This window comes from Sphingomonas sp. GW821-FHT09B04 (assembly GCF_059418285.1).
Genome location: NZ_JBWKPO010000001.1, coordinates 714,405 through 730,400, shown reverse-complemented (window position 1 = coordinate 730,400; position 15,996 = coordinate 714,405). Strand labels below are relative to the sequence as shown.

21 protein-coding genes and 1 riboswitch are annotated in these 15,996 nt (G+C 65.5%); of the genes, 6 read left to right on the top strand and 15 right to left on the bottom strand.

The features are described from left to right. Positions 1-26: 26 nt before the first annotated feature. On the bottom strand, positions 27-461 hold the full coding sequence (locus tag AC07NK_RS03670) for a nuclear transport factor 2 family protein (protein ID WP_495169201.1): 435 nt from the start codon (positions 459-461) through the stop codon (positions 27-29). A gap of 510 nt (positions 462-971) precedes the next feature. On the opposite strand from AC07NK_RS03670, the gene AC07NK_RS03665 reads away from it, so the two are divergent. Beyond that, a complete protein-coding gene (locus AC07NK_RS03665; protein WP_495169200.1) occupies positions 972-1,772 on the top strand; it encodes an aspartyl protease family protein in 801 nt (266 codons plus the stop codon). A gap of 11 nt (positions 1,773-1,783) precedes the next feature. Here AC07NK_RS03665 and AC07NK_RS03660 read toward each other — a convergent pair whose 3' ends face one another. The 3 genes from AC07NK_RS03660 to AC07NK_RS03650 are packed head-to-tail and all read right to left on the bottom strand — an operon-like array spanning position 1,784 to position 3,815. Continuing rightward, positions 1,784-2,200: a VOC family protein gene (locus tag AC07NK_RS03660; RefSeq protein ID WP_495169199.1), complete on the bottom strand. Its 417-nt coding sequence runs from the start codon at positions 2,198-2,200 to the stop codon at positions 1,784-1,786. A 3-nt stretch (positions 2,201-2,203) separates the two neighbouring features. Beyond that, positions 2,204-2,659: a Rid family hydrolase gene (locus AC07NK_RS03655; protein ID WP_495169198.1), complete on the bottom strand. Its 456-nt coding sequence runs from the start codon at positions 2,657-2,659 to the stop codon at positions 2,204-2,206. Between the two features lie 31 nt (positions 2,660-2,690). After that, entirely contained in the window at positions 2,691-3,815 is a 1,125-nt protein-coding gene (locus tag AC07NK_RS03650) for an outer membrane protein assembly factor BamB family protein (RefSeq protein ID WP_495169197.1), read from the bottom strand. 178 nt (positions 3,816-3,993) lie between these two features. Here AC07NK_RS03650 and AC07NK_RS03645 point away from each other — a divergent pair, with 178 nt between their 5' ends. Then, positions 3,994-4,422, top strand: a complete 429-nt coding sequence (locus tag AC07NK_RS03645) for a hypothetical protein (protein WP_495169196.1) — start codon at positions 3,994-3,996, stop codon at positions 4,420-4,422. A 208-nt stretch (positions 4,423-4,630) separates the two neighbouring features. Here AC07NK_RS03645 and AC07NK_RS03640 read toward each other — a convergent pair whose 3' ends face one another. Then, on the bottom strand, positions 4,631-4,933 hold the full coding sequence (locus tag AC07NK_RS03640; RefSeq protein ID WP_495169195.1) for a LysR family transcriptional regulator: 303 nt from the start codon (positions 4,931-4,933) through the stop codon (positions 4,631-4,633). A 53-nt stretch (positions 4,934-4,986) separates the two neighbouring features. Beyond that, complete coding sequence (locus AC07NK_RS03635; protein ID WP_495169194.1) at positions 4,987-5,490, bottom strand: 2'-5' RNA ligase family protein; 504 nt, start codon at positions 5,488-5,490, stop codon at positions 4,987-4,989. A 190-nt stretch (positions 5,491-5,680) separates the two neighbouring features. On the opposite strand from AC07NK_RS03635, the gene AC07NK_RS03630 reads away from it, so the two are divergent. After that, positions 5,681-6,199: a hypothetical protein gene (locus tag AC07NK_RS03630; RefSeq protein WP_495169193.1), complete on the top strand. Its 519-nt coding sequence runs from the start codon at positions 5,681-5,683 to the stop codon at positions 6,197-6,199. 222 nt (positions 6,200-6,421) lie between these two features. On the opposite strand, the gene AC07NK_RS03625 is transcribed toward AC07NK_RS03630, so the two are convergent. From AC07NK_RS03625 to AC07NK_RS03615, 3 genes are all read right to left on the bottom strand, one after another. Then, positions 6,422-6,646, bottom strand: coding sequence for a hypothetical protein (locus AC07NK_RS03625; protein ID WP_495169192.1), 225 nt, complete (start codon positions 6,644-6,646; stop codon positions 6,422-6,424). A gap of 45 nt (positions 6,647-6,691) precedes the next feature. Further along, entirely contained in the window at positions 6,692-7,531 is an 840-nt protein-coding gene (locus tag AC07NK_RS03620) for a caspase family protein (protein ID WP_495169191.1), read from the bottom strand. Between the two features lie 114 nt (positions 7,532-7,645). Then, positions 7,646-8,077, bottom strand: coding sequence for a hypothetical protein (locus AC07NK_RS03615; protein WP_495169190.1), 432 nt, complete (start codon positions 8,075-8,077; stop codon positions 7,646-7,648). Positions 8,078-8,241: 164 nt separating this feature from the next. Between AC07NK_RS03615 and AC07NK_RS03610 the strand changes: the two genes are divergently transcribed. Beyond that, positions 8,242-8,664, top strand: coding sequence for a nuclear transport factor 2 family protein (locus AC07NK_RS03610; RefSeq protein WP_495169189.1), 423 nt, complete (start codon positions 8,242-8,244; stop codon positions 8,662-8,664). A 35-nt stretch (positions 8,665-8,699) separates the two neighbouring features. Here AC07NK_RS03610 and thiC read toward each other — a convergent pair whose 3' ends face one another. Next, positions 8,700-10,559 carry a phosphomethylpyrimidine synthase ThiC gene (gene thiC / locus AC07NK_RS03605; protein WP_495169188.1) on the bottom strand — a complete coding sequence of 620 codons (1,860 nt, stop codon included), beginning with the start codon at positions 10,557-10,559 and terminating at the stop codon, positions 8,700-8,702. A gap of 49 nt (positions 10,560-10,608) precedes the next feature. Next, positions 10,609-10,699, bottom strand: a riboswitch (TPP riboswitch). 105 nt (positions 10,700-10,804) lie between these two features. On the opposite strand from thiC, the gene AC07NK_RS03600 reads away from it, so the two are divergent. After that, complete coding sequence (locus AC07NK_RS03600; RefSeq protein WP_495169187.1) at positions 10,805-11,743, top strand: DUF4189 domain-containing protein; 939 nt, start codon at positions 10,805-10,807, stop codon at positions 11,741-11,743. 27 nt (positions 11,744-11,770) lie between these two features. On the opposite strand, the gene AC07NK_RS03595 is transcribed toward AC07NK_RS03600, so the two are convergent. The 5 genes from AC07NK_RS03595 to AC07NK_RS03575 all read right to left on the bottom strand — a co-directional run bounded on the left by AC07NK_RS03595 (position 11,771) and on the right by AC07NK_RS03575 (position 15,274). Beyond that, positions 11,771-12,679, bottom strand: coding sequence for a MipA/OmpV family protein (locus tag AC07NK_RS03595; RefSeq protein WP_495169186.1), 909 nt, complete (start codon positions 12,677-12,679; stop codon positions 11,771-11,773). A 68-nt stretch (positions 12,680-12,747) separates the two neighbouring features. Then, positions 12,748-13,149, bottom strand: a complete 402-nt coding sequence (locus AC07NK_RS03590; protein ID WP_495169185.1) for a DUF2141 domain-containing protein — start codon at positions 13,147-13,149, stop codon at positions 12,748-12,750. Next, complete coding sequence (locus AC07NK_RS03585) at positions 13,103-13,879, bottom strand: sterol desaturase family protein (protein WP_495169184.1); 777 nt, start codon at positions 13,877-13,879, stop codon at positions 13,103-13,105. Before AC07NK_RS03585 ends, AC07NK_RS03590 begins: the two co-directional genes overlap by 47 nt. Positions 13,880-13,888: 9 nt before the next feature. Continuing rightward, positions 13,889-14,479: a DUF2585 domain-containing protein gene (locus AC07NK_RS03580; RefSeq protein ID WP_495169183.1), complete on the bottom strand. Its 591-nt coding sequence runs from the start codon at positions 14,477-14,479 to the stop codon at positions 13,889-13,891. A 204-nt stretch (positions 14,480-14,683) separates the two neighbouring features. After that, positions 14,684-15,274 carry a TetR/AcrR family transcriptional regulator gene (locus tag AC07NK_RS03575; RefSeq protein WP_495169182.1) on the bottom strand — a complete coding sequence of 197 codons (591 nt, stop codon included), beginning with the start codon at positions 15,272-15,274 and terminating at the stop codon, positions 14,684-14,686. A 66-nt stretch (positions 15,275-15,340) separates the two neighbouring features. Between AC07NK_RS03575 and AC07NK_RS03570 the strand changes: the two genes are divergently transcribed. Then, positions 15,341-15,955 (top strand): glutathione binding-like protein, encoded by a 615-nt coding sequence (locus AC07NK_RS03570; RefSeq protein WP_495169181.1) that lies wholly within the window; start codon positions 15,341-15,343, stop codon positions 15,953-15,955. The last annotated feature ends 41 nt before the right edge of the window (positions 15,956-15,996 follow it).

Genomic DNA, 15,996 nt, shown 5'->3' with positions numbered 1-15,996 from the left:
AAGGGGCGGCAGACAGAAGCGAGAGTTCAGCGCGCTTCCCGCGGCTTTTGATACCAGAGCGCGTTGACGATGATCCAGCGCTCCCCGAATTTTCCAAGGTGGAAATAGTCCACGAACCACGGCGTTTCGGCGCGCGCGACCGCGGCGTTGCCCGCAACGTCGAGCACCTTGCACGAGCGGTTCCACTGATCCTTCGGCGTCTTGAGTGCGCCCTGCCGGGTCAGCTCGACCAGCTCTTCCCGGCTCATGCGGCGGAGCCCAAGCCGCTCGTCGGGGGTATCGCCGAGCACGCGGCGCTTGGCGAGATCGGGATGGAGTGCACGCGCGACGCGCGCCGGATCGCCCTCAAGCTGGCCATCGACATAGTCGAAACAGGTCGCCTCGATCGCGGTGCGCGCAGCGGGATCGATCGCCGGTTGTGGCGCGGCCACACCGGTCAGGAAGGCAAGGACAAGGCTCATCGGCAGCTCCCACGGTGAAGAAGGCAGCCTAGCCAGCCCGGCAGCCCGCGCCAGACCCGAATGCGGGTATTTACACTCCGTCGCGGCGTGGGCGACGACCGGGTCGCGGGCAAGCTGGCGCCGCTGGGCGCTTTGACGTCCGCGTCGGGGATGGGCGTCGGGGTCGGCTCAGGCTTGGGCGCCACCACCGACGCGGAGGCCGCCGGGATACCGGAGCCCGCAGCGAGCAAGACGAGCCAGGCCGTGGCGGCAAGCAGAGCGAAGCGGCGCATTGAAACCCTTTGTCCGGTGCGGCGGATGCCGGTTTCTGGCGTGCGCAGCGGTGGAAGCCACGCGCGGTTCCCGGGCCTCGGGTTGACCGCATCACTGTATTAACTCATTAGTACAGCAGGTGTCGATGGGGACAATATGGCCGGCGCGGGCGGATTAAAACATCTTGGGATTTGGGCATCCGCGCTGTGCCTGACAGCTTTGCCGGCGCAGGCGGCGCAACCCAGGGCGTGCGGGCTGGTGCAGGCCGCGGCAGCCAACGCGACGCTGCGCGTGCCGTTCCGGGTGGTCGACGGCCGCATCTATGTCGAAGCGCGCGTCAACGGCGCCGGCCCCTTCGTCTTCGCGGTCGATACCGGGGCGAGCGGCATGGGTCGTGCCGATGCGAGCCTGACGGCAAAGCTCGCGCTGCCGGTCGAAGGTTCGGGCGAGACGTCGGATGGGGTGGCGACGTCGCGGGTCGACATGACGCGGTTCGCCACGCTGGAGCTGGGCGGGTTCGTGCGCCGCGACCTCAAGGTCATCACCCGCGACTATGGCAGCAGGCTCAGCCCTGAGGCGAAGTTCGCGGGGATCATCGGGCGCGACTATTTCGGCGATGGCCTGCTGGTGATCGACTATCCGGCGCGCATGCTGACCTTCACCCGTGGGACTGGCCTGACGCGCGGGACAACGGGCGTGCTCGGCTATGAGCAGCCGTTCCGCGTGCCGGTCACCATCGGCGATGTGGCGGCGGAGGCCAATCTCGACACCGGGGCCAACGTCGCCTTTGTGCTGCCCAAGCCGCTGTTCGACCGCGTGTCCGGCGGTCCGGTCACCGCGGCAGGCAGCGGGCAGCTGACCAACACCACGATCGAGACAGGCCGGGCGACGGTGCGCGGGCCGTTCCGAATCGGCGCGGCGAGCCTGTCCGATGTCGAGGTGCGCGTCTCCGACCGCTATCCCGAACTGCTCGCCGGGGCGCATGCGCTCCAGCATTTCGCGATCCTGATCGACCAGCGCAGCAAGAGCATCGCGCTGTGCCCGGCAAGGAGCCGCTAAACCCACCGGCTTCAGGCGGCGTTGGGGTGGCCGGGGACGAACTCGATCAGATCCCAGCGATTGCCGTAGAGGTCGAGGAACACCGCGACCTTGCCATAGGGCTGGACCACCGGCGGGCGGACCCATTCGACCCCGGCGGCGGTATAGGCGGCATGGTCGCGGTCGAAATCGTCAGTGGCGAGGAACAGGAAGACGCGCCCGCCCGCCTGATCGCCGATGAACCGCTCCTGCTCGGGCGTCGAAGCGCGCGCGAGGAGAATCGTCGTCGCATCGCCTGAAGCGCCGGGCGGGCGGATCGTGACCCAGCGCTTGTCCTGTTCGGGCTGGTAACTGTCCTCGACCAGCGCGAAGCCGAGCTTGCCGATGTAAAAGGCAAGCGCCTCGTCATAGTCGCGGACGACCAGTGCAAGATGGGCGAGATGGGGCATGCGCTATTTCGACTTCTTGGCGATCACCCTGATCTCCGCCAGCCCCTTGTCGGGGACGAGGCGGTCAACATCGATCGCAGTCCACGCCGGATAAGGCGCGGTGACATAGCGCGCCTTGACCTTGACGAAGGCGTCGAGCTGGGTGGTGATGTCGGTGTGATAGGTGGTCATCTCGATCACGTCGTCCCAGCTCGATCCGGCGCGCTTCAGGATATCGCCGATCTGCGCGAAGGCGCGGTCATAGGCTACCGATTGATCCGTCGTATCGCCCCACAGCCCGGCGACCACGCCGGAGAGGTAGATGGTGTCGCCATGCGTCACCGCCTCGGCAAAGCCCCATTCCTTGTGCGCGGCGTCGCGGCCGGGCGGCGGCATCAGCACCTGTGCCGGATCGCGCGCTGCGGCCGGCGCGGCGAGCGCGGCGGAGAGCGCGAGCGCGGTGATCGTCAGACGGCTCATTCTCTTCTCCCTTCGAACATCAGCGGACCGCTCATTCCCTGAGCGCATAGATACGGCCGTCGAGCGCACCGACATAGACGGTGCCGCCCGCAATCACGGGCGAGCCCGCCACGCCACCCGTGACATATCCCGCAACCGCCGGCAGCGTGAAGCGCCATTTCTCGCGCCCCGTTGCTGCGTCGATCGCGTGGAAACCGTGCCGGAGCGTCACGCCCTCGAAATAATAGGGATAGCCGCTGAGCGCCCCGACATAGAGCGTGCCGTTGGCCAGCACCGGGGTTGCCCAGGTCCAGCCGCCGGTCTTGAACTGCCACGCCTCGCGCCCGCTATCGGCGGCGATGGCGGACAGCTTGAGCGAGTCCGAGCTGCCGACATAGAGCATGCCATTGGCCGCGATCGCCGAGGATTCGACCCATGAGCCGTCGGTATAATCGTGGCTCCAGGCTTGCTTGCCGGTTTCGGCGTCATAGGCGATCAGCTTCGCGCTGCGGTTGCCGACCACGACGCGGCCCTGATCGATCGCGGGGGTCGACTGGACGATGCCGCCGGTATCGACGCGCCAGACGAGCTTCTGCGTCTTGAGATCGATCGCGTAGAGATGATCGTCCCAGCTGCCGAAATAGACCCGGCCGCCATGGATGACAGGGTTGCCGCGGATCGCATCGAGCGTGCCGACGGTCCAGGCGAGTTTGCCGGTCGCGGCGTCAACGGCGAACAGCGCCCCGTTGAGCGAGCCGACGTAGACCCGCCCTTCATGCACCACCGGCGAGGACTGGAGAAAGTCGAAATAGGAGTTGTCGGCCGACGGCGGCCGGCGGTGCAGATCGCGCGCCTTGAGGTCGAAGCGCCAGAGCTGGCGACCGGTGGCGCGATCGACCGCGTAGAGGAAGCCGTCATCGCTGGGGACGAACACGCGATCGGCGGTGACCGCGGGCTGCGCGCGAACCTTGCCGCCGGTCGCGAACGCCCATTTGAGCTTCCGGCTGGCGGTATCGAGCGCGTAGAGACGGTGATCGTCGCTGCCGAAAAAGAGCACGCCCGCATCATGCGTGAGCGAGCCCCAAATCTGTCCACCGGCGCGGTATTCCCAAAGCTTGCTGCCCGGAGCCGCGTGCGCGACGCCGCCGAACCCGCACAGCAACAAGACCAACGCCAACAACCGTCGCGCCACAATCCCCTCCCTCATATCCTGACGTATGTGTTTCAGAGCGCGCATTGGTCGTCAATTGGTATTGAAATGGAATTGTCAGGATGGGTTGCGCCGGATGGTGAAAGCGCTTGCATTATCGGGTGAGGCATCGTGTCAATGCGCCAACAAAGAGGGGCCACGCATCATGTTCAACGATCTTCCGGATATTCTGCTGAAGCACCGCCGGTGGGTAGGGCTGGCGGCGATCCTGCTCGCCGCGGCGACCTGGACGATCGACCTGACCGGCGTGGTCTATGCCTGTCCCTATTGCCGCGTGCAGCGCACCGCGATCGGGCTGCTCGGGTTGTTGCTGATGCTGCCCAATCCGGCGCACTGGTTTTCCCGCTACCTTTCCGCTGTGCTCGCGGTGTTCGGCCTGTCGGTCGGCGCGGCCCAGCATTTCATGGGCTGGAAGAAGATCATGGCCGGCAAATTCACCTGGGGCGAGCAATGGTATGTCAACGCATGGGTGCTGTCGGGCGCCGCGCTGTTCATCATCACCGGGCTGCTGTTGCTGATCTGGCGCTGGCAGCAGGCCGAAGCGGTAGTGGAAGCCGTGCAGTCGGAACCCTGATCGCGCCGCGACGCGCGGGTGGCGATTGACGAAGCTGACGGAAAAGCGGTGTTTTCCGACTGACGCGACGGGTTCGCGACCGGAAGGCGACTGCGACGCGACCGGGTGGCGACACTTGCGCGACATCGGGGCGACACTGACGCGACACCGGCAGGACAGCTTCGCGACGCGAATTGACGGGTTGTGACCGGAACGCGCCGCACAGGCGTCACCGGGGCGACCCCGAAGCGACAGGGGCGCGGGCGGCCTGGGGTGGGGCGAGCGGATCGGCGAGGCGCGCGGCATGGAGCCGCAGCGCGCGATCCCATGCCAGATCGAACGGGGTGCCGGGCAGGCGCTGGCGCAACGCATGCGCGCTCGACCGCGACATGCCCGCGGCACGCGCCGCGCGGGCGATACTGCCGGTTTCAACCAAAGCGGCGAGGAAGATGCGCTGTCGAGCAGGAGTCCAATGCGCACGGACGCCGGAGGGCGTCGCGGCCGGGGGCGAAGCGGTGGGATTCTGGTCCATCCAACAGGGTGGAGCAGAAACCGCGCGTGTAGGAAAATGGTTTGTGCGGGCCGCTAGCCGCGCAACGCCCGGCGGCCATGTTCGACATGGGTGGTCTTGCCGACCACGCTTTCCATCAGGATGATTTCATCGACCGTCCAGCCGATCGGCGGCATCTTCTGCGCGCGCAGCCGGTCGCCGGCATAGTTGATCGTGACATGCGGCTCAGGCGTGGTGCCGAGCGTGAACGGGGCGTTGTGCGTGATCAGGTGGTGGACGAGTTGTCGCTGGAAAGCGCGGGCCTCGCTGAGCGGATCGCGGGTGCGCAGCGTGACGGCCTTGCGGTTCTCGATCCGGTCGAAGCTCAGCGGAAAAGCCGGGCCGTCGAAGCTGTGGAGCGCCGCGATGGTGCGCGGGAGCCAGTCGGGCGGGGCGTAGTGAAGGTCGAACAGCGACACGAGCGTGACGTGGAGCAGATGCGGGCCGCGGCCGGGATCGTTGCGCGGGAGCGCGGTGATCTGGGCCTGCTGCTCAGGTGGCGGCTTGGCCATGATGTAGAGGGGGTTTCTGGCGCGCATGGGGTGGGGTGTAGCATGGGTTGAGGTTGCGTGGTCCAACCATGGTGGCCAAGCAAAGAATGAAAAGGCATGCGGTATCTATTGCGCAAGGCCGCGCAGGCGCACAGCGAGGAGGGCACCTCACCTCGGGCCGCCGGGCTTCTCACGCACCTCCTATGCTTTGTGGAAGTTCACAGATTCGAACAACGCATTGCATATCAAGAACATAAATCTAAACACACACCTGATCACTACCTTATTCTATTTGACAAATACGAGTGCAATCATCACTTATTCTACCAATATTGCCCTGAAAGGAAAAACATTGCTTGGACTATTAGTTGCATTAGGTGCGGGAGATAGCACCATGCCCATCAAATTTTCGTCGGCCGTAGATTTTTGGCGTGAGTTTCATGATACTCATAACGGCGATAACGATGAGCAATTGGCTAAAGCCGTAACTGCGGCACAGTGGTCGCATGAGCAGATTTTTGATGGGGATCGATACCTCGGGAAGATGCTAATGCCATACACTGCTCTTACCGCTCTGTACGACGAAACCGAGGGGTTTGGCGACAATCGGCCCAATGCCGCTAGGCTCATCAAGGCATTTCTACGCAGCATGGTTAGCATTGAAGTTAAATCTTCAGCTCAAGAAGCCATTATCGTATTCGACCTAGATGACGATGAGAAGTTGCGGGAGATCGTTAGGATTCGCCTCCGTTTCTGATACAAAAAGGCCGACCAATCCTCCGCCACCACCTCGTACTCTCCGCCCGCGCGCTGGCTGTACCAGATCCTGAAGCTGATGCGGGAGGATGATGCTTTCACTCCATAGTTGAGCTCGATCAGCATCTGATCGATCGTCCATGGGATCGCGCGGGTCGACAGCATGGTCGGATAGCAGACTCGATTTGCGGCGGCACGCGCATCGCGGCCGCCGCAATTTCGATCACCAGCGGATGGTGACGCTGCCTTTGCATTCCACATTGCCACGGCTGTCGGCGGAGCAGGAGAAGCTTCCTTCACCGCTGCGCACATCGTCGGTGATCACGTCTTCGATCAGGTTAGCCTTGGCCCGGACGCGCGCGAGCGTCTCGTAGAAGGTCGGCACGCAGGAATCGTTGACGAACCCGCGAAACGTTTCGAGGTCCATGTTCATCACGGTGGGATCCACGCGGAAATCCATCTGGCAGTCTTGCATCGTCGTTCCTTTCAAACATCAGGTTGAAAATGGCCGCTGCGATACGAACAGGGCGGCGTCTCCCCCGGTCTCGAGATTGGGACGCTGCCGCCGTGGCATCGCCCGATCGAGAGCCCGGAAAAGGTCGTCATAGGACCCGGCAAAAGCGCCCTGATCCCAATGGTGGAGAAGCTGTTTGGTGAAATAGCCGTGGTCGCCGGCGTCGGCGGCAAGCTGATTGTCCTGGCACGCGGCCAGATGCACCTTGGCGCAACGCAGATCGGCAAGGCGATAGGCGCCGGCGAGCAACCTGGCTTCGTCGTAGCGCGGCGCGCTCGCGCCATAGACTTCGCGGGAAACCGCCTCTTCGACCTGCCGGAAGCGCACCTCGTCCAGCGCCGGATAGGCGGGGCCGATGATGCCGTTGGGGAAGTCGTCGGCTCCCGCATCGACCAAGAGCCGCGTCGCCGAGGCGTTGTGGCAGCTGTCGGTGACGACCAGAACGCGCACGCCCGCTTCGAACCCGAGCAACAGTCCGTGAAGCTCATCGTCGAGCAACATCCGATCGAACAGGCACAGCGTCTCGTCGAGCGAATCGGGCTCGTCTCCCGCGCCGTCGAAGAGCTGCGAGCCATGACCGGCATAGGACAGGAAGAAGCTGTCGCCCGAACGGAGCCGGGCGGCGGCGGTGCCGATCGCCTGTGAAACCGCCAGCACCGTGGCCGCTTCGTTGAGCAGGAGCGTCGGGGTGAAGCCGTTGGCGCTGGCGATGGCCTGCATCGCTTCGGCATCGGCCACAGCGCCGCGCAGCGGCTGTTCGCTGCCGTAATGCGCCGCCGAGACGCGGTTCAAGCCGACATGGACAGATTGTGCAGCCACTTGCTTCCCTCCGTGACCCATCCAAGGGCGGATGCTTCAGGGAGGCATAAGATCATTCGGGTGCCGGCACGCGTGACGCCGGTCACGCCCCGAGCGAAAGCGGATGCGTTTGCCCTACCAGACCTCCACCACCATTTCGAACGCACCGCCCACGCGCTGGCTGTGCCACGCCTTGAAGCGGATGCGGGTGGGGATGATGCTGTCGTCCCTATAGTGCGGCTCGATCCGGATCTCGTCGATCGCCGCGTCGTCGATGTCCTTTTCGAGCACGCTGATCAGCAGCGAGCGGGCCTCTTCGGCTTCGGGGGTGATGTAGCCGATATTGTGCCGGTCCTTCGCCGGGCCGCCGAGTTCGGTGGGGAAGAAGTGGATCTTCACCAGCCGGCCTTCCTTCACCAGACGATTGGCGGCGGCCTTGGTGGTGATGTTGGAGAAATCCTCCGGTGCGCGGTTCTTCTCCCGCGCTACCGCCGCCGAGGCCAGGATCAGCCCGCCCAGCGCGAGCAACAGGCCGGCCAATGCCAGCGCCAAACGTCCCCACCGCATCGCCATTCTCCCCCCCATGCGAATGCGCGGAAGCTAGCGGCTTTCGGATCGGGAATGGCGGCAAGCCGGTCCGTTTCGGACAGGACTCCCGGCGCCACGCAAATCGCGTTGCGCGGGCGGCTGGCGCGGCTAGGCTGCGCGCTTCGACCCGGAGGAGTTCACCGATGCGCAGCCTGTTGACGCTTGCCCTGCTGACGATCGCACTGCCCGCCGCGGCGCAGGAGAAGGACGAGGCCGGCGCGCGCGCCGCGGTCGACCATTATCTGGCCGGGCACATCACGGGGAAACCCGAGGAGTTCCGCGCGGCGTTCCACCCCAAGGCGATGCTCTACTGGAACCGCGACGGCGCGTTCGCGGAGCGGACCAGCGCCGACTATATCGCCGCCGCGCCGGGCAAACCCGCCGCCGACGAGGCGCAGCGCCGCCGGTCGATCGAGAGCCTCGACATCACCGGCAACGCGGCGATGGCCAAGGTGGTGCTCGACTATCCCAGCGTGAAGTTCACCGACTATCTCTCGCTCGTCAAAGCCGATGGCGAGTGGCGGATCGTCAACAAGATCTTCAACGTCGAGCGCAAGACGCCGTAGCGCGCCCGGCAGGCAGGCGCGCTACGGGTTCGGCGTCAGTCGTGCTCGCGGTCGCCCTGCCCCATGTACAGCTCGCGGCCGGTCTCGTGGTAGAGCTTCGACATCGCGGCCATGCCGGCTTCGGCCTCCTCGGCGGCGACGAAGGTCTCGACCGGGGCGTTCTGCTTGGCGGCGAACTCACGCACTTCGGCGGTGATCTTCATCGAGCAGAATTTGGGGCCGCACATCGAGCAGAAATGCGCGGTCTTGGCGCCTTCGGCCGGGAGCGTCTGGTCGTGATATTGCTCCGCCGTGTCGGGATCGAGCGAGAGGTTGAACTGGTCGCGCCAGCGGAATTCGAAGCGCGCGCGGCTCAGCGCATCGTCGCGCATCTTCGACGCGGGGTGGCCCTTGGCGAGATCGGCGGCGTGCGCGGCGAGCTTGTAGGTCACCACGCCGACCTTGACGTCGTCGCGGTCGGGGAGGCCGAGATGCTCCTTGGGCGTGACGTAGCAGAGCATCGCCGTGCCGTACCAGCCGATCATCGCGGCGCCGATGCCGCTGGTGATATGGTCATAGCCCGGCGCGATGTCGGTGGTGAGCGGCCCCAGGGTGTAGAAGGGCGCCTCGCCGCACGCCTGCAGCTGCTTGTCCATATTCTCCTTGATCTTGTGCATCGGGACATGGCCCGGGCCCTCGATCATCACCTGAACGTCCTGCTCCCACGCGCGCTTGGTCAGCTCACCCAGCGTGTAGAGTTCGGCGAACTGCGCTTCGTCATTGGCGTCGGCGATCGAGCCGGGGCGCAGGCCGTCGCCGAGCGAATAGGCGATGTCATAGGCCTTACAGATCTCGGTGATCTCGTCGAAATGCTCGTAGAGGAAGCTCTCACGATGGTGGCTGAGGCACCATTTGGCCATGATCGAGCCGCCGCGGCTGACGATGCCGGTGACGCGCTTGGCGGTGAGCGGGATATAGGGCAGGCGGACGCCGGCATGGATCGTGAAATAGTCGACGCCCTGCTCGGCCTGTTCGATCAGCGTGTCGCGGAAGATTTCCCAGGTCAGGTCCTCGGCGATGCCGCCGACCTTCTCGAGCGCCTGGTAGATCGGCACGGTGCCGACGGGCACGGGGCTGTTGCGCAGGATCCATTCGCGGGTGTCGTGGATGTTGCGGCCGGTCGACAAGTCCATGATCGTGTCGGCGCCCCAGCGAATCGCCCACACCATCTTGTCGACTTCGGTCGCGACGTTCGAGGCGACGGCGGAGTTGCCGATATTGGCGTTGATCTTGACCAGGAAGTTGCGGCCGATCGCCATCGGTTCGGATTCGGGGTGGTTGATGTTGTTGGGGATGATCGCGCGGCCACGGGCGATTTCGTCGCGGACGAATTCGGGCGTCACATAGTCGGGGATGCTGGCGCCCCAGTCCTGACCGTCGCGGACATATTCCTTGAGCATCTCGCGGCCGAGATTCTCGCGGGTCGCGACATATTCCATCTCGGGCGTGATGATGCCGCGGCGGGCATAGTGCATCTGGCTGACGTTCTGGCCCGGCTTGGCGCGCAGCACGGTCTTGCGGACATTGGGGAAGGGCTGGACGCCGCCCGAACGGTCGGGGCCGAGCTGGCCGTTATCCTCGGGGCGGACTTCGCGCTGGGCGACTTCCTCGACATCGCCGCGATTGCGGATCCAGTCGCGGCGCAGCTCGGGCAGGCCGGCCATGATGTCGATGCGGGCTTCGGGATCGGTGTACGGGCCGGAGCAGTCATAGACGCGCAGCGGCGGCTCGCCCGAGCTGGGCTCAAGATGAATCTCGCGCATCGCGACGCCGAGAGGGCCGACATGGATCTTCTTGCTGCCGCGGATCGGGCCGGTGGTGACCTTCAACTCGGTGCGGGCGGGGATGTCGGCCATTCGTCACTACTCCTCAGGCGGGAGAGGACGGTCTTCGGGTGAAAGCCGCTCCCTCCCTACGCCGGTGTCAACCGGATCAGGTTCAGCGGGTCGATGGCTCCTGCCACCCTCTCAAGCGCGGATCGGCGCTCCCCCGGGGATGGGCGGACATTAGGGGTCGGGGCCGCAAAGGTCCAGCCGGCGATTTGTCCGTGGACAGACCGATCGCGGCAAGTCCTAATGGCCGCAACTGAAGGGGCGGTATGATGCAGGTGATCGGGATGCGCCGGGTTGGTCTGATGCTGGCGACCGCACTCGCCTGGCTGCTGTGGCCGGCGCAGGCGCAGGCGCAGGCCTTTCCGTGCAGCGGGGGCAGCAACGGCGCCGGCCCGGGCGAGCGGATGGTGGGCATGTCGCCGGGAGGACCCGGCGCGCCACCGCCCTTTCCGCTGTGCGTGCGCGACAATAGCGGCGGCGCATCCGGCCCGGCAGCGCCTCAGGGTCCGGCCGGCAGCCATGCCGCGCTCGCCTGGCACGCCGACGCCGGCGACGTTTGGGTCGATGGCAATTACGTGAGCGCGAACAATATCGCCGAACGCGGCGCGCTCGATGCGTGCAACCGCGTGATGGGGGGCGGGTGCAGGTCGCCCGGCAGCTGGTCGAACTCGTCGATGGCGATCATCCGCGACCGTGGCGGAGACCTGTTCAACGGGTGGCTCGGCGAAGGCGGGGCGGAACGCGACAAGGTGCTGGCCGAATGCTCGGCCAAGCAATTGCTGCCGTGCGAGGTCATCGCGACGATCCGGTCGAACACCAACCGGCGTTCGCCCGGCGCGTCCGTCCGCAAGCTCTATGCGGTTTCGGCCTGGGTCGCCGGCACCGACGGCTATGACGGCAAGCTCTATATCGCAAGCGGGCACCGCACCCGCGACGCGGCAACCGACGCAGCGATCAAGGCGTGCGCCGACGCCACCTCGCGCAAATGCGAAACCAATGCGTGGAGCGGAAACGGGTTGATCCAGGCCTATCAGATGGATGGCGGCAATGGCGGCGCCACCGCCGAAACCTCGGCGCAGCGCGCGAAGGAGGCGGCGCGGATCAATTGCAGGAAGCAGAGCAGCAAGTCGTGCACGCTGGAGGCGCAGTTCGACAGCCGCAAGCCCGGGCTGTTCGTGCACGATTTCCTTAAGGGCAAACCGCAATAACAATCGGCGGCGAAACGCTGCCGCAGGTCAGAAGGTCAGCGCCAGCCCCGCGCCGCCGGTCCACTGGTTTCGCGAGCCGGCGATGCTGACGAGCGGGCTGTCGGCGAAGTCGCCGAGGATCCGGGAGTAGCTGAAGCCCGTGACCAGCGCGAGGCCCTTGGTCAGGTCCCCCGTCAGCGCGACGGTGAACATGCCGCCCATGGCGACGTTCTTCTGTCCGCCCCTGGGCATGAACACGGGCAGGCCGCTGGCGGCGCTGCCCGGCGGGGTCACGCCGAAATAGGTGCGGGCATAGTCGTCGTCGGCGAATTCCGAGGTGGCAAACAGGCCGACCAGCGTCTTGGTGCTGAGCGGCGTCATATAGTTGATCGTCGGGGTCCAGACGCCGCCCTTGTGGACGCCCGTCACGTCGTGACGATAGCTCAAGGTGACCGAGAGCTTGTCATAGTCGCTGGTGATCACCCCGGTCCGGCCGATCCCGATATAGCCGCCGAGTTCGAGCGCGGTATCGATCTTGCCCAGCGCCCTGACCCGGGCGTCCTCGACCGCGCTGAGCTTCACGCGGTTGAGGTTGAGCACCGCGACCGGCCCAAGCTGGAAGTCCCAGCCCGGCCCCGTGGCGTTGGGAACGAGATCGAGGCTGACGCGATTGGCGAGCAGCGTGATGCTCATCCCGCCAATGGTGCCCTGAACCGCCGGAATCGGCGACCAGGTGTGGTCGTTCGACCCTTCATAATCGGGGAAATAGGCGACACCCGCGCCGATTGAGAGCCGCGCCTTGCCCTCTTCGGCGGCTGCGGCTTGCGCCGGAGGTACGGCATCGCCCGCCGTCGCGACTTCGCCGGACTGTTGCGTATCGACCGTATCCTGCGCGAAAGCGGGAGAGGCAGCGAGAGTGGCAACCGCGAAAAGCGGTGCGAGCAAAATGATACGCATTTGAGTAGCTTCCCGAAACTGTTCAGGAAAGCAACGCCGCATCTCACAAATGGATGCAAACCAAGTTATTACAGAAGGTAACGCATCCGCACCTGCTGTAGCGTCGCGGCGGTGCCAACCGCGAAACGCGCGGCGTCGAATTTGGGCGGGCCGAAGCCGATCGCCGGGTTGCGGCTGAACCCGAACCCCTCGCGCGGGATGCCCATCAGCGTGTCGAGCTTCGAATTGCCATTCTCGTCATGGATGATCGCCGCGGCGTAATTGCCGGGGGCGAGTCCCTCGAACGTCACGACGGTCTGGGTTGCGGGCACCGAACGGGTCAGCGCCTGCGCGTCGTTCTTGCAGTCGGGGAAGCTTTGCGGGCGGGCGGTAAGGCAGATGCGCAGCAGGCCCTTTTGCGAGCGCAGCTTGACGACGTCGATCTCAAGGCTGGCGGTCGGAGACGCGGCGGGAAGCAGCAGCAGCGCCAACCCGAGCGTGGCTGCGCGCGAAATCACCGAGCCCGCGGTCCGTGCCGCACAGCCGGTCCCAGAAACGGAAATAGAGGCCATAGTTGCACCCATATTGCTCATGGTGCCGCTGATGATGGCTGGCCGTGATCAGCCATGCCCCCAAAGGCCCCCGCCACATCGCACGGGGAAAGATTTCCCACCCCATATGATTGGTGACACCCATAACCGTCATGATCCCCAGCACAACGCCCAATGCGGCGACATGAATGGGGATCACGAAGACCAGCGCAGGAATGACCACTGCGCCGGTCACCGCCTCGACCGGGTGGAAGCTCATCGCCGCCCAGGCGGTCGGCGGCCGGCTGGCATGGTGGACGGCATGGGCGAGCCGGAACAACGCAGGCCGGTGCATCCAGCGGTGCGTCCAGTAGAACCAGGTGTCGTGCGCGGCGAGGTAGAGCAACACCGACAGCGGGAGATACCAGAGCGGGAAGGCGGAGGTCTCGGTGTAGACCAGCGTCCAGCCGCGATTCTGCCAGCCCCAGGCGACGATCCCCGCAGGCACGCCATAAATGGCGGCGCTGGCAAGGCTCCAGCCGATCTCGCGCCGCATCTGCTTATCGAGGCCGCGGTAGAGGCCGGGGTGCTTGAACCGCGTCGCCCAGGCGAAACCGCCCGAGACGATCAGATAGCGCACCCCGACGATCAGCGTCATCGCGAGCGCAGAGAGGAGGGCGGCGAACAGCACGGCCCTACCCTACAGCAATCCTCCTGCCGCCTGCCATGTCTTGATCGCCTCGACCGGCCACACGAGCATCAGCACATTGAGGGTGAGGTTGTCGCGGATCAGCAGCAAGGTCATCGCCTCGAACGCCAGCGCGACCGCGATGGTCACGCGTACCGGCAGCTTCGCCGCCAGCCAGAAGCCCGCCGCCATCCAGCCGATATCGGCGATCGAATTGAGGATCGAATCCCCCGAATAGCCGAATGCCATCGTCGCCTCGCGATAGCGGTCGATGATGACGGGCGAGTTTTCGAGCAGCTCCCACCCGCCCTCGAGTGCCACCGCCAGCGGCAATGCCCAGCGGCGCGCGTCGCCGCGCAGCACGAGATGCGCGAGGCCGTAGAAGAGGAAGCCGTGGATGACGTGGCTGAACGTGTACCAGTCGGCGATGTGCTGGCTGTTCTCGCTCGAATGGACCACGCCGTGCCACAGCTTGATCGTGCCGCATTCGCAGATCGGCGGGCGATCCATCAGGAACAGCGTCACGGCGAACACGATCACCAGATCGATCGCGAGAAACAGGGTAAGCAGCGTCGGCAGCTGCGTGCCCCGCGCAGCGCGCATGGTTTTACCGGCGTCCCCCATCGCTTGTGGTTATGCCATGCGCGGGTGCCGCCGCCTAGATACTCGCCCGGAGAACCACCCAGCCGTCACCCCGGCCTTGTGCCGGAGTCCACCGGGCGGCAGGCGCCGGACTGGAGGCTGAAGGGTCTCCGATGCGGTGAGGTGGACCCCGGCACAAGGCCGGGGTGACGGTCGAAGCGCGGTTCAGGCCGGCGCGATCAGGTCGATACAGTCCTTCGCGGCGCGATCGAGCTCGGCACGCGACGCGCCGGCACGGGCGCGGACGCTCAGCGAATGGATCATCGCCGTGACCACGCGCGCCTGCATTTCGGGTGCGGTGCTTCCGGCCTGACGCAAGAGCCGCTCGACCTGTTCATCTTCCATCGTCAGGAAGCCCGTAATCCGGGCGCGCACATCGGGCTCGATCACCGATTCGGTCGCGGCGGTGCTGATGAAGATACAACCCGCAGGGCCATCGTCCCCTGTCAGAAAGCCCTCGATCACCGCCCCGAACATGCGCTCCAGCATTTGGCGCAACGGCAGATCCGCCTCCCCCAGCCGCACAAAGCCGCGCTCGGCCCGCGCATGCGTCCGTTCGAGCGCGGCGAGGTAGAGCGCCTTCTTGTCGCCGAATGCCGAATAGAGGCTGGGCCGGTTGAGCCGGGTCGCCGCCGCCAGCTCGTCGAGCGAGGTTCCCGAATAGCCACCCGCACGAAACCGCTCGGCCGCGGCCTTGAGCGCCGTATCGGGATCGAACGCGCGAGGACGGCCTCTCTTTTTTGTACTGTCTTGCATAAAATTCCTTGACCGACTCGATATTCATGCGGAACAGTACAAAAATCAACCCCAGGGAGTCGTGCCATGAAGCTCTATTTCACCCCCTTCGCCTGCTCGCTCGCCTCACGCATCGCAGTCGAGGAAGCCGGCCTCGACGCCGAGTTCGTCCAGGTGCTGCCCGGCCGGAAGCTGCCCGGCGGTGGCGACTTCTGTGAGATCAGCCCGATGGGCTATGTCCCTGCGCTGGAGACGAAAAGCGGCCTGACGCTGACCGAGAACCCGGCAGTGCTCCAGTATATCGCCGACAATGCCGAGGAGGGCGTGCTCACCCCCGCATTGTTCAGCGCGGAACGCTACCGGATGCTGCTGTGGCTCAACTTCGTCAGCACCGAGGTGCACAAGGCGGTGTTCGCCGTGCTGTTCGCCAAGGATGCGAGCGAGGCCGAGAAGGAAGCGGCGCATGGCCGGGTGGCGAAGCCGTTCAAGGTCCTGTCGGAGCATCTGGTGGATCGCGCGCATCTGGGCGCGACCTTCACCGTCGCCGACGCCTATCTGCTGAGCGTGCTCAACTGGTGCGAGACTGCAGGCGTCGACATCGCCGCATGGCCGGTACTGCTCGGCTATCGCACGCAACTGCGCAAGCGTCCGTCGGTGGCGCGCGCGATGGCCGCCGAGATGCCGCTGCTCAAGGCCGCCTGAGCGCACGCCGCCGCACACGGGGTTGCGGGGTCTGTCCCTGC

Coding starts and splice junctions, on each gene's coding strand:
- AC07NK_RS03615 (WP_495169190.1), bottom strand. CDS start 8,077: ATGCGGTGGGGACGTTTGGCGCTGGCATTGGCCGGCCTGTTGCTCGCG.
- AC07NK_RS03595 (WP_495169186.1), bottom strand. CDS start 12,679: ATGCGTATCATTTTGCTCGCACCGCTTTTCGCGGTTGCCACTCTCGCT.
- AC07NK_RS03570 (WP_495169181.1), top strand. CDS start 15,341: ATGAAGCTCTATTTCACCCCCTTCGCCTGCTCGCTCGCCTCACGCATC.
- thiC (WP_495169188.1), bottom strand. CDS start 10,559: ATGGCCGACATCCCCGCCCGCACCGAGTTGAAGGTCACCACCGGCCCG.
- AC07NK_RS03635 (WP_495169194.1), bottom strand. CDS start 5,490: ATGCGCGCCAGAAACCCCCTCTACATCATGGCCAAGCCGCCACCTGAG.
- AC07NK_RS03610 (WP_495169189.1), top strand. CDS start 8,242: ATGCGCAGCCTGTTGACGCTTGCCCTGCTGACGATCGCACTGCCCGCC.
- AC07NK_RS03655 (WP_495169198.1), bottom strand. CDS start 2,659: ATGAGCCGTCTGACGATCACCGCGCTCGCGCTCTCCGCCGCGCTCGCC.
- AC07NK_RS03670 (WP_495169201.1), bottom strand. CDS start 461: ATGAGCCTTGTCCTTGCCTTCCTGACCGGTGTGGCCGCGCCACAACCG.
- AC07NK_RS03575 (WP_495169182.1), bottom strand. CDS start 15,274: ATGCAAGACAGTACAAAAAAGAGAGGCCGTCCTCGCGCGTTCGATCCC.
- AC07NK_RS03640 (WP_495169195.1), bottom strand. CDS start 4,933: ATGGACCAGAATCCCACCGCTTCGCCCCCGGCCGCGACGCCCTCCGGC.
- AC07NK_RS03600 (WP_495169187.1), top strand. CDS start 10,805: ATGCAGGTGATCGGGATGCGCCGGGTTGGTCTGATGCTGGCGACCGCA.
- AC07NK_RS03645 (WP_495169196.1), top strand. CDS start 3,994: ATGTTCAACGATCTTCCGGATATTCTGCTGAAGCACCGCCGGTGGGTA.
- AC07NK_RS03660 (WP_495169199.1), bottom strand. CDS start 2,200: ATGCCCCATCTCGCCCATCTTGCACTGGTCGTCCGCGACTATGACGAG.
- AC07NK_RS03580 (WP_495169183.1), bottom strand. CDS start 14,479: ATGCGCGCTGCGCGGGGCACGCAGCTGCCGACGCTGCTTACCCTGTTT.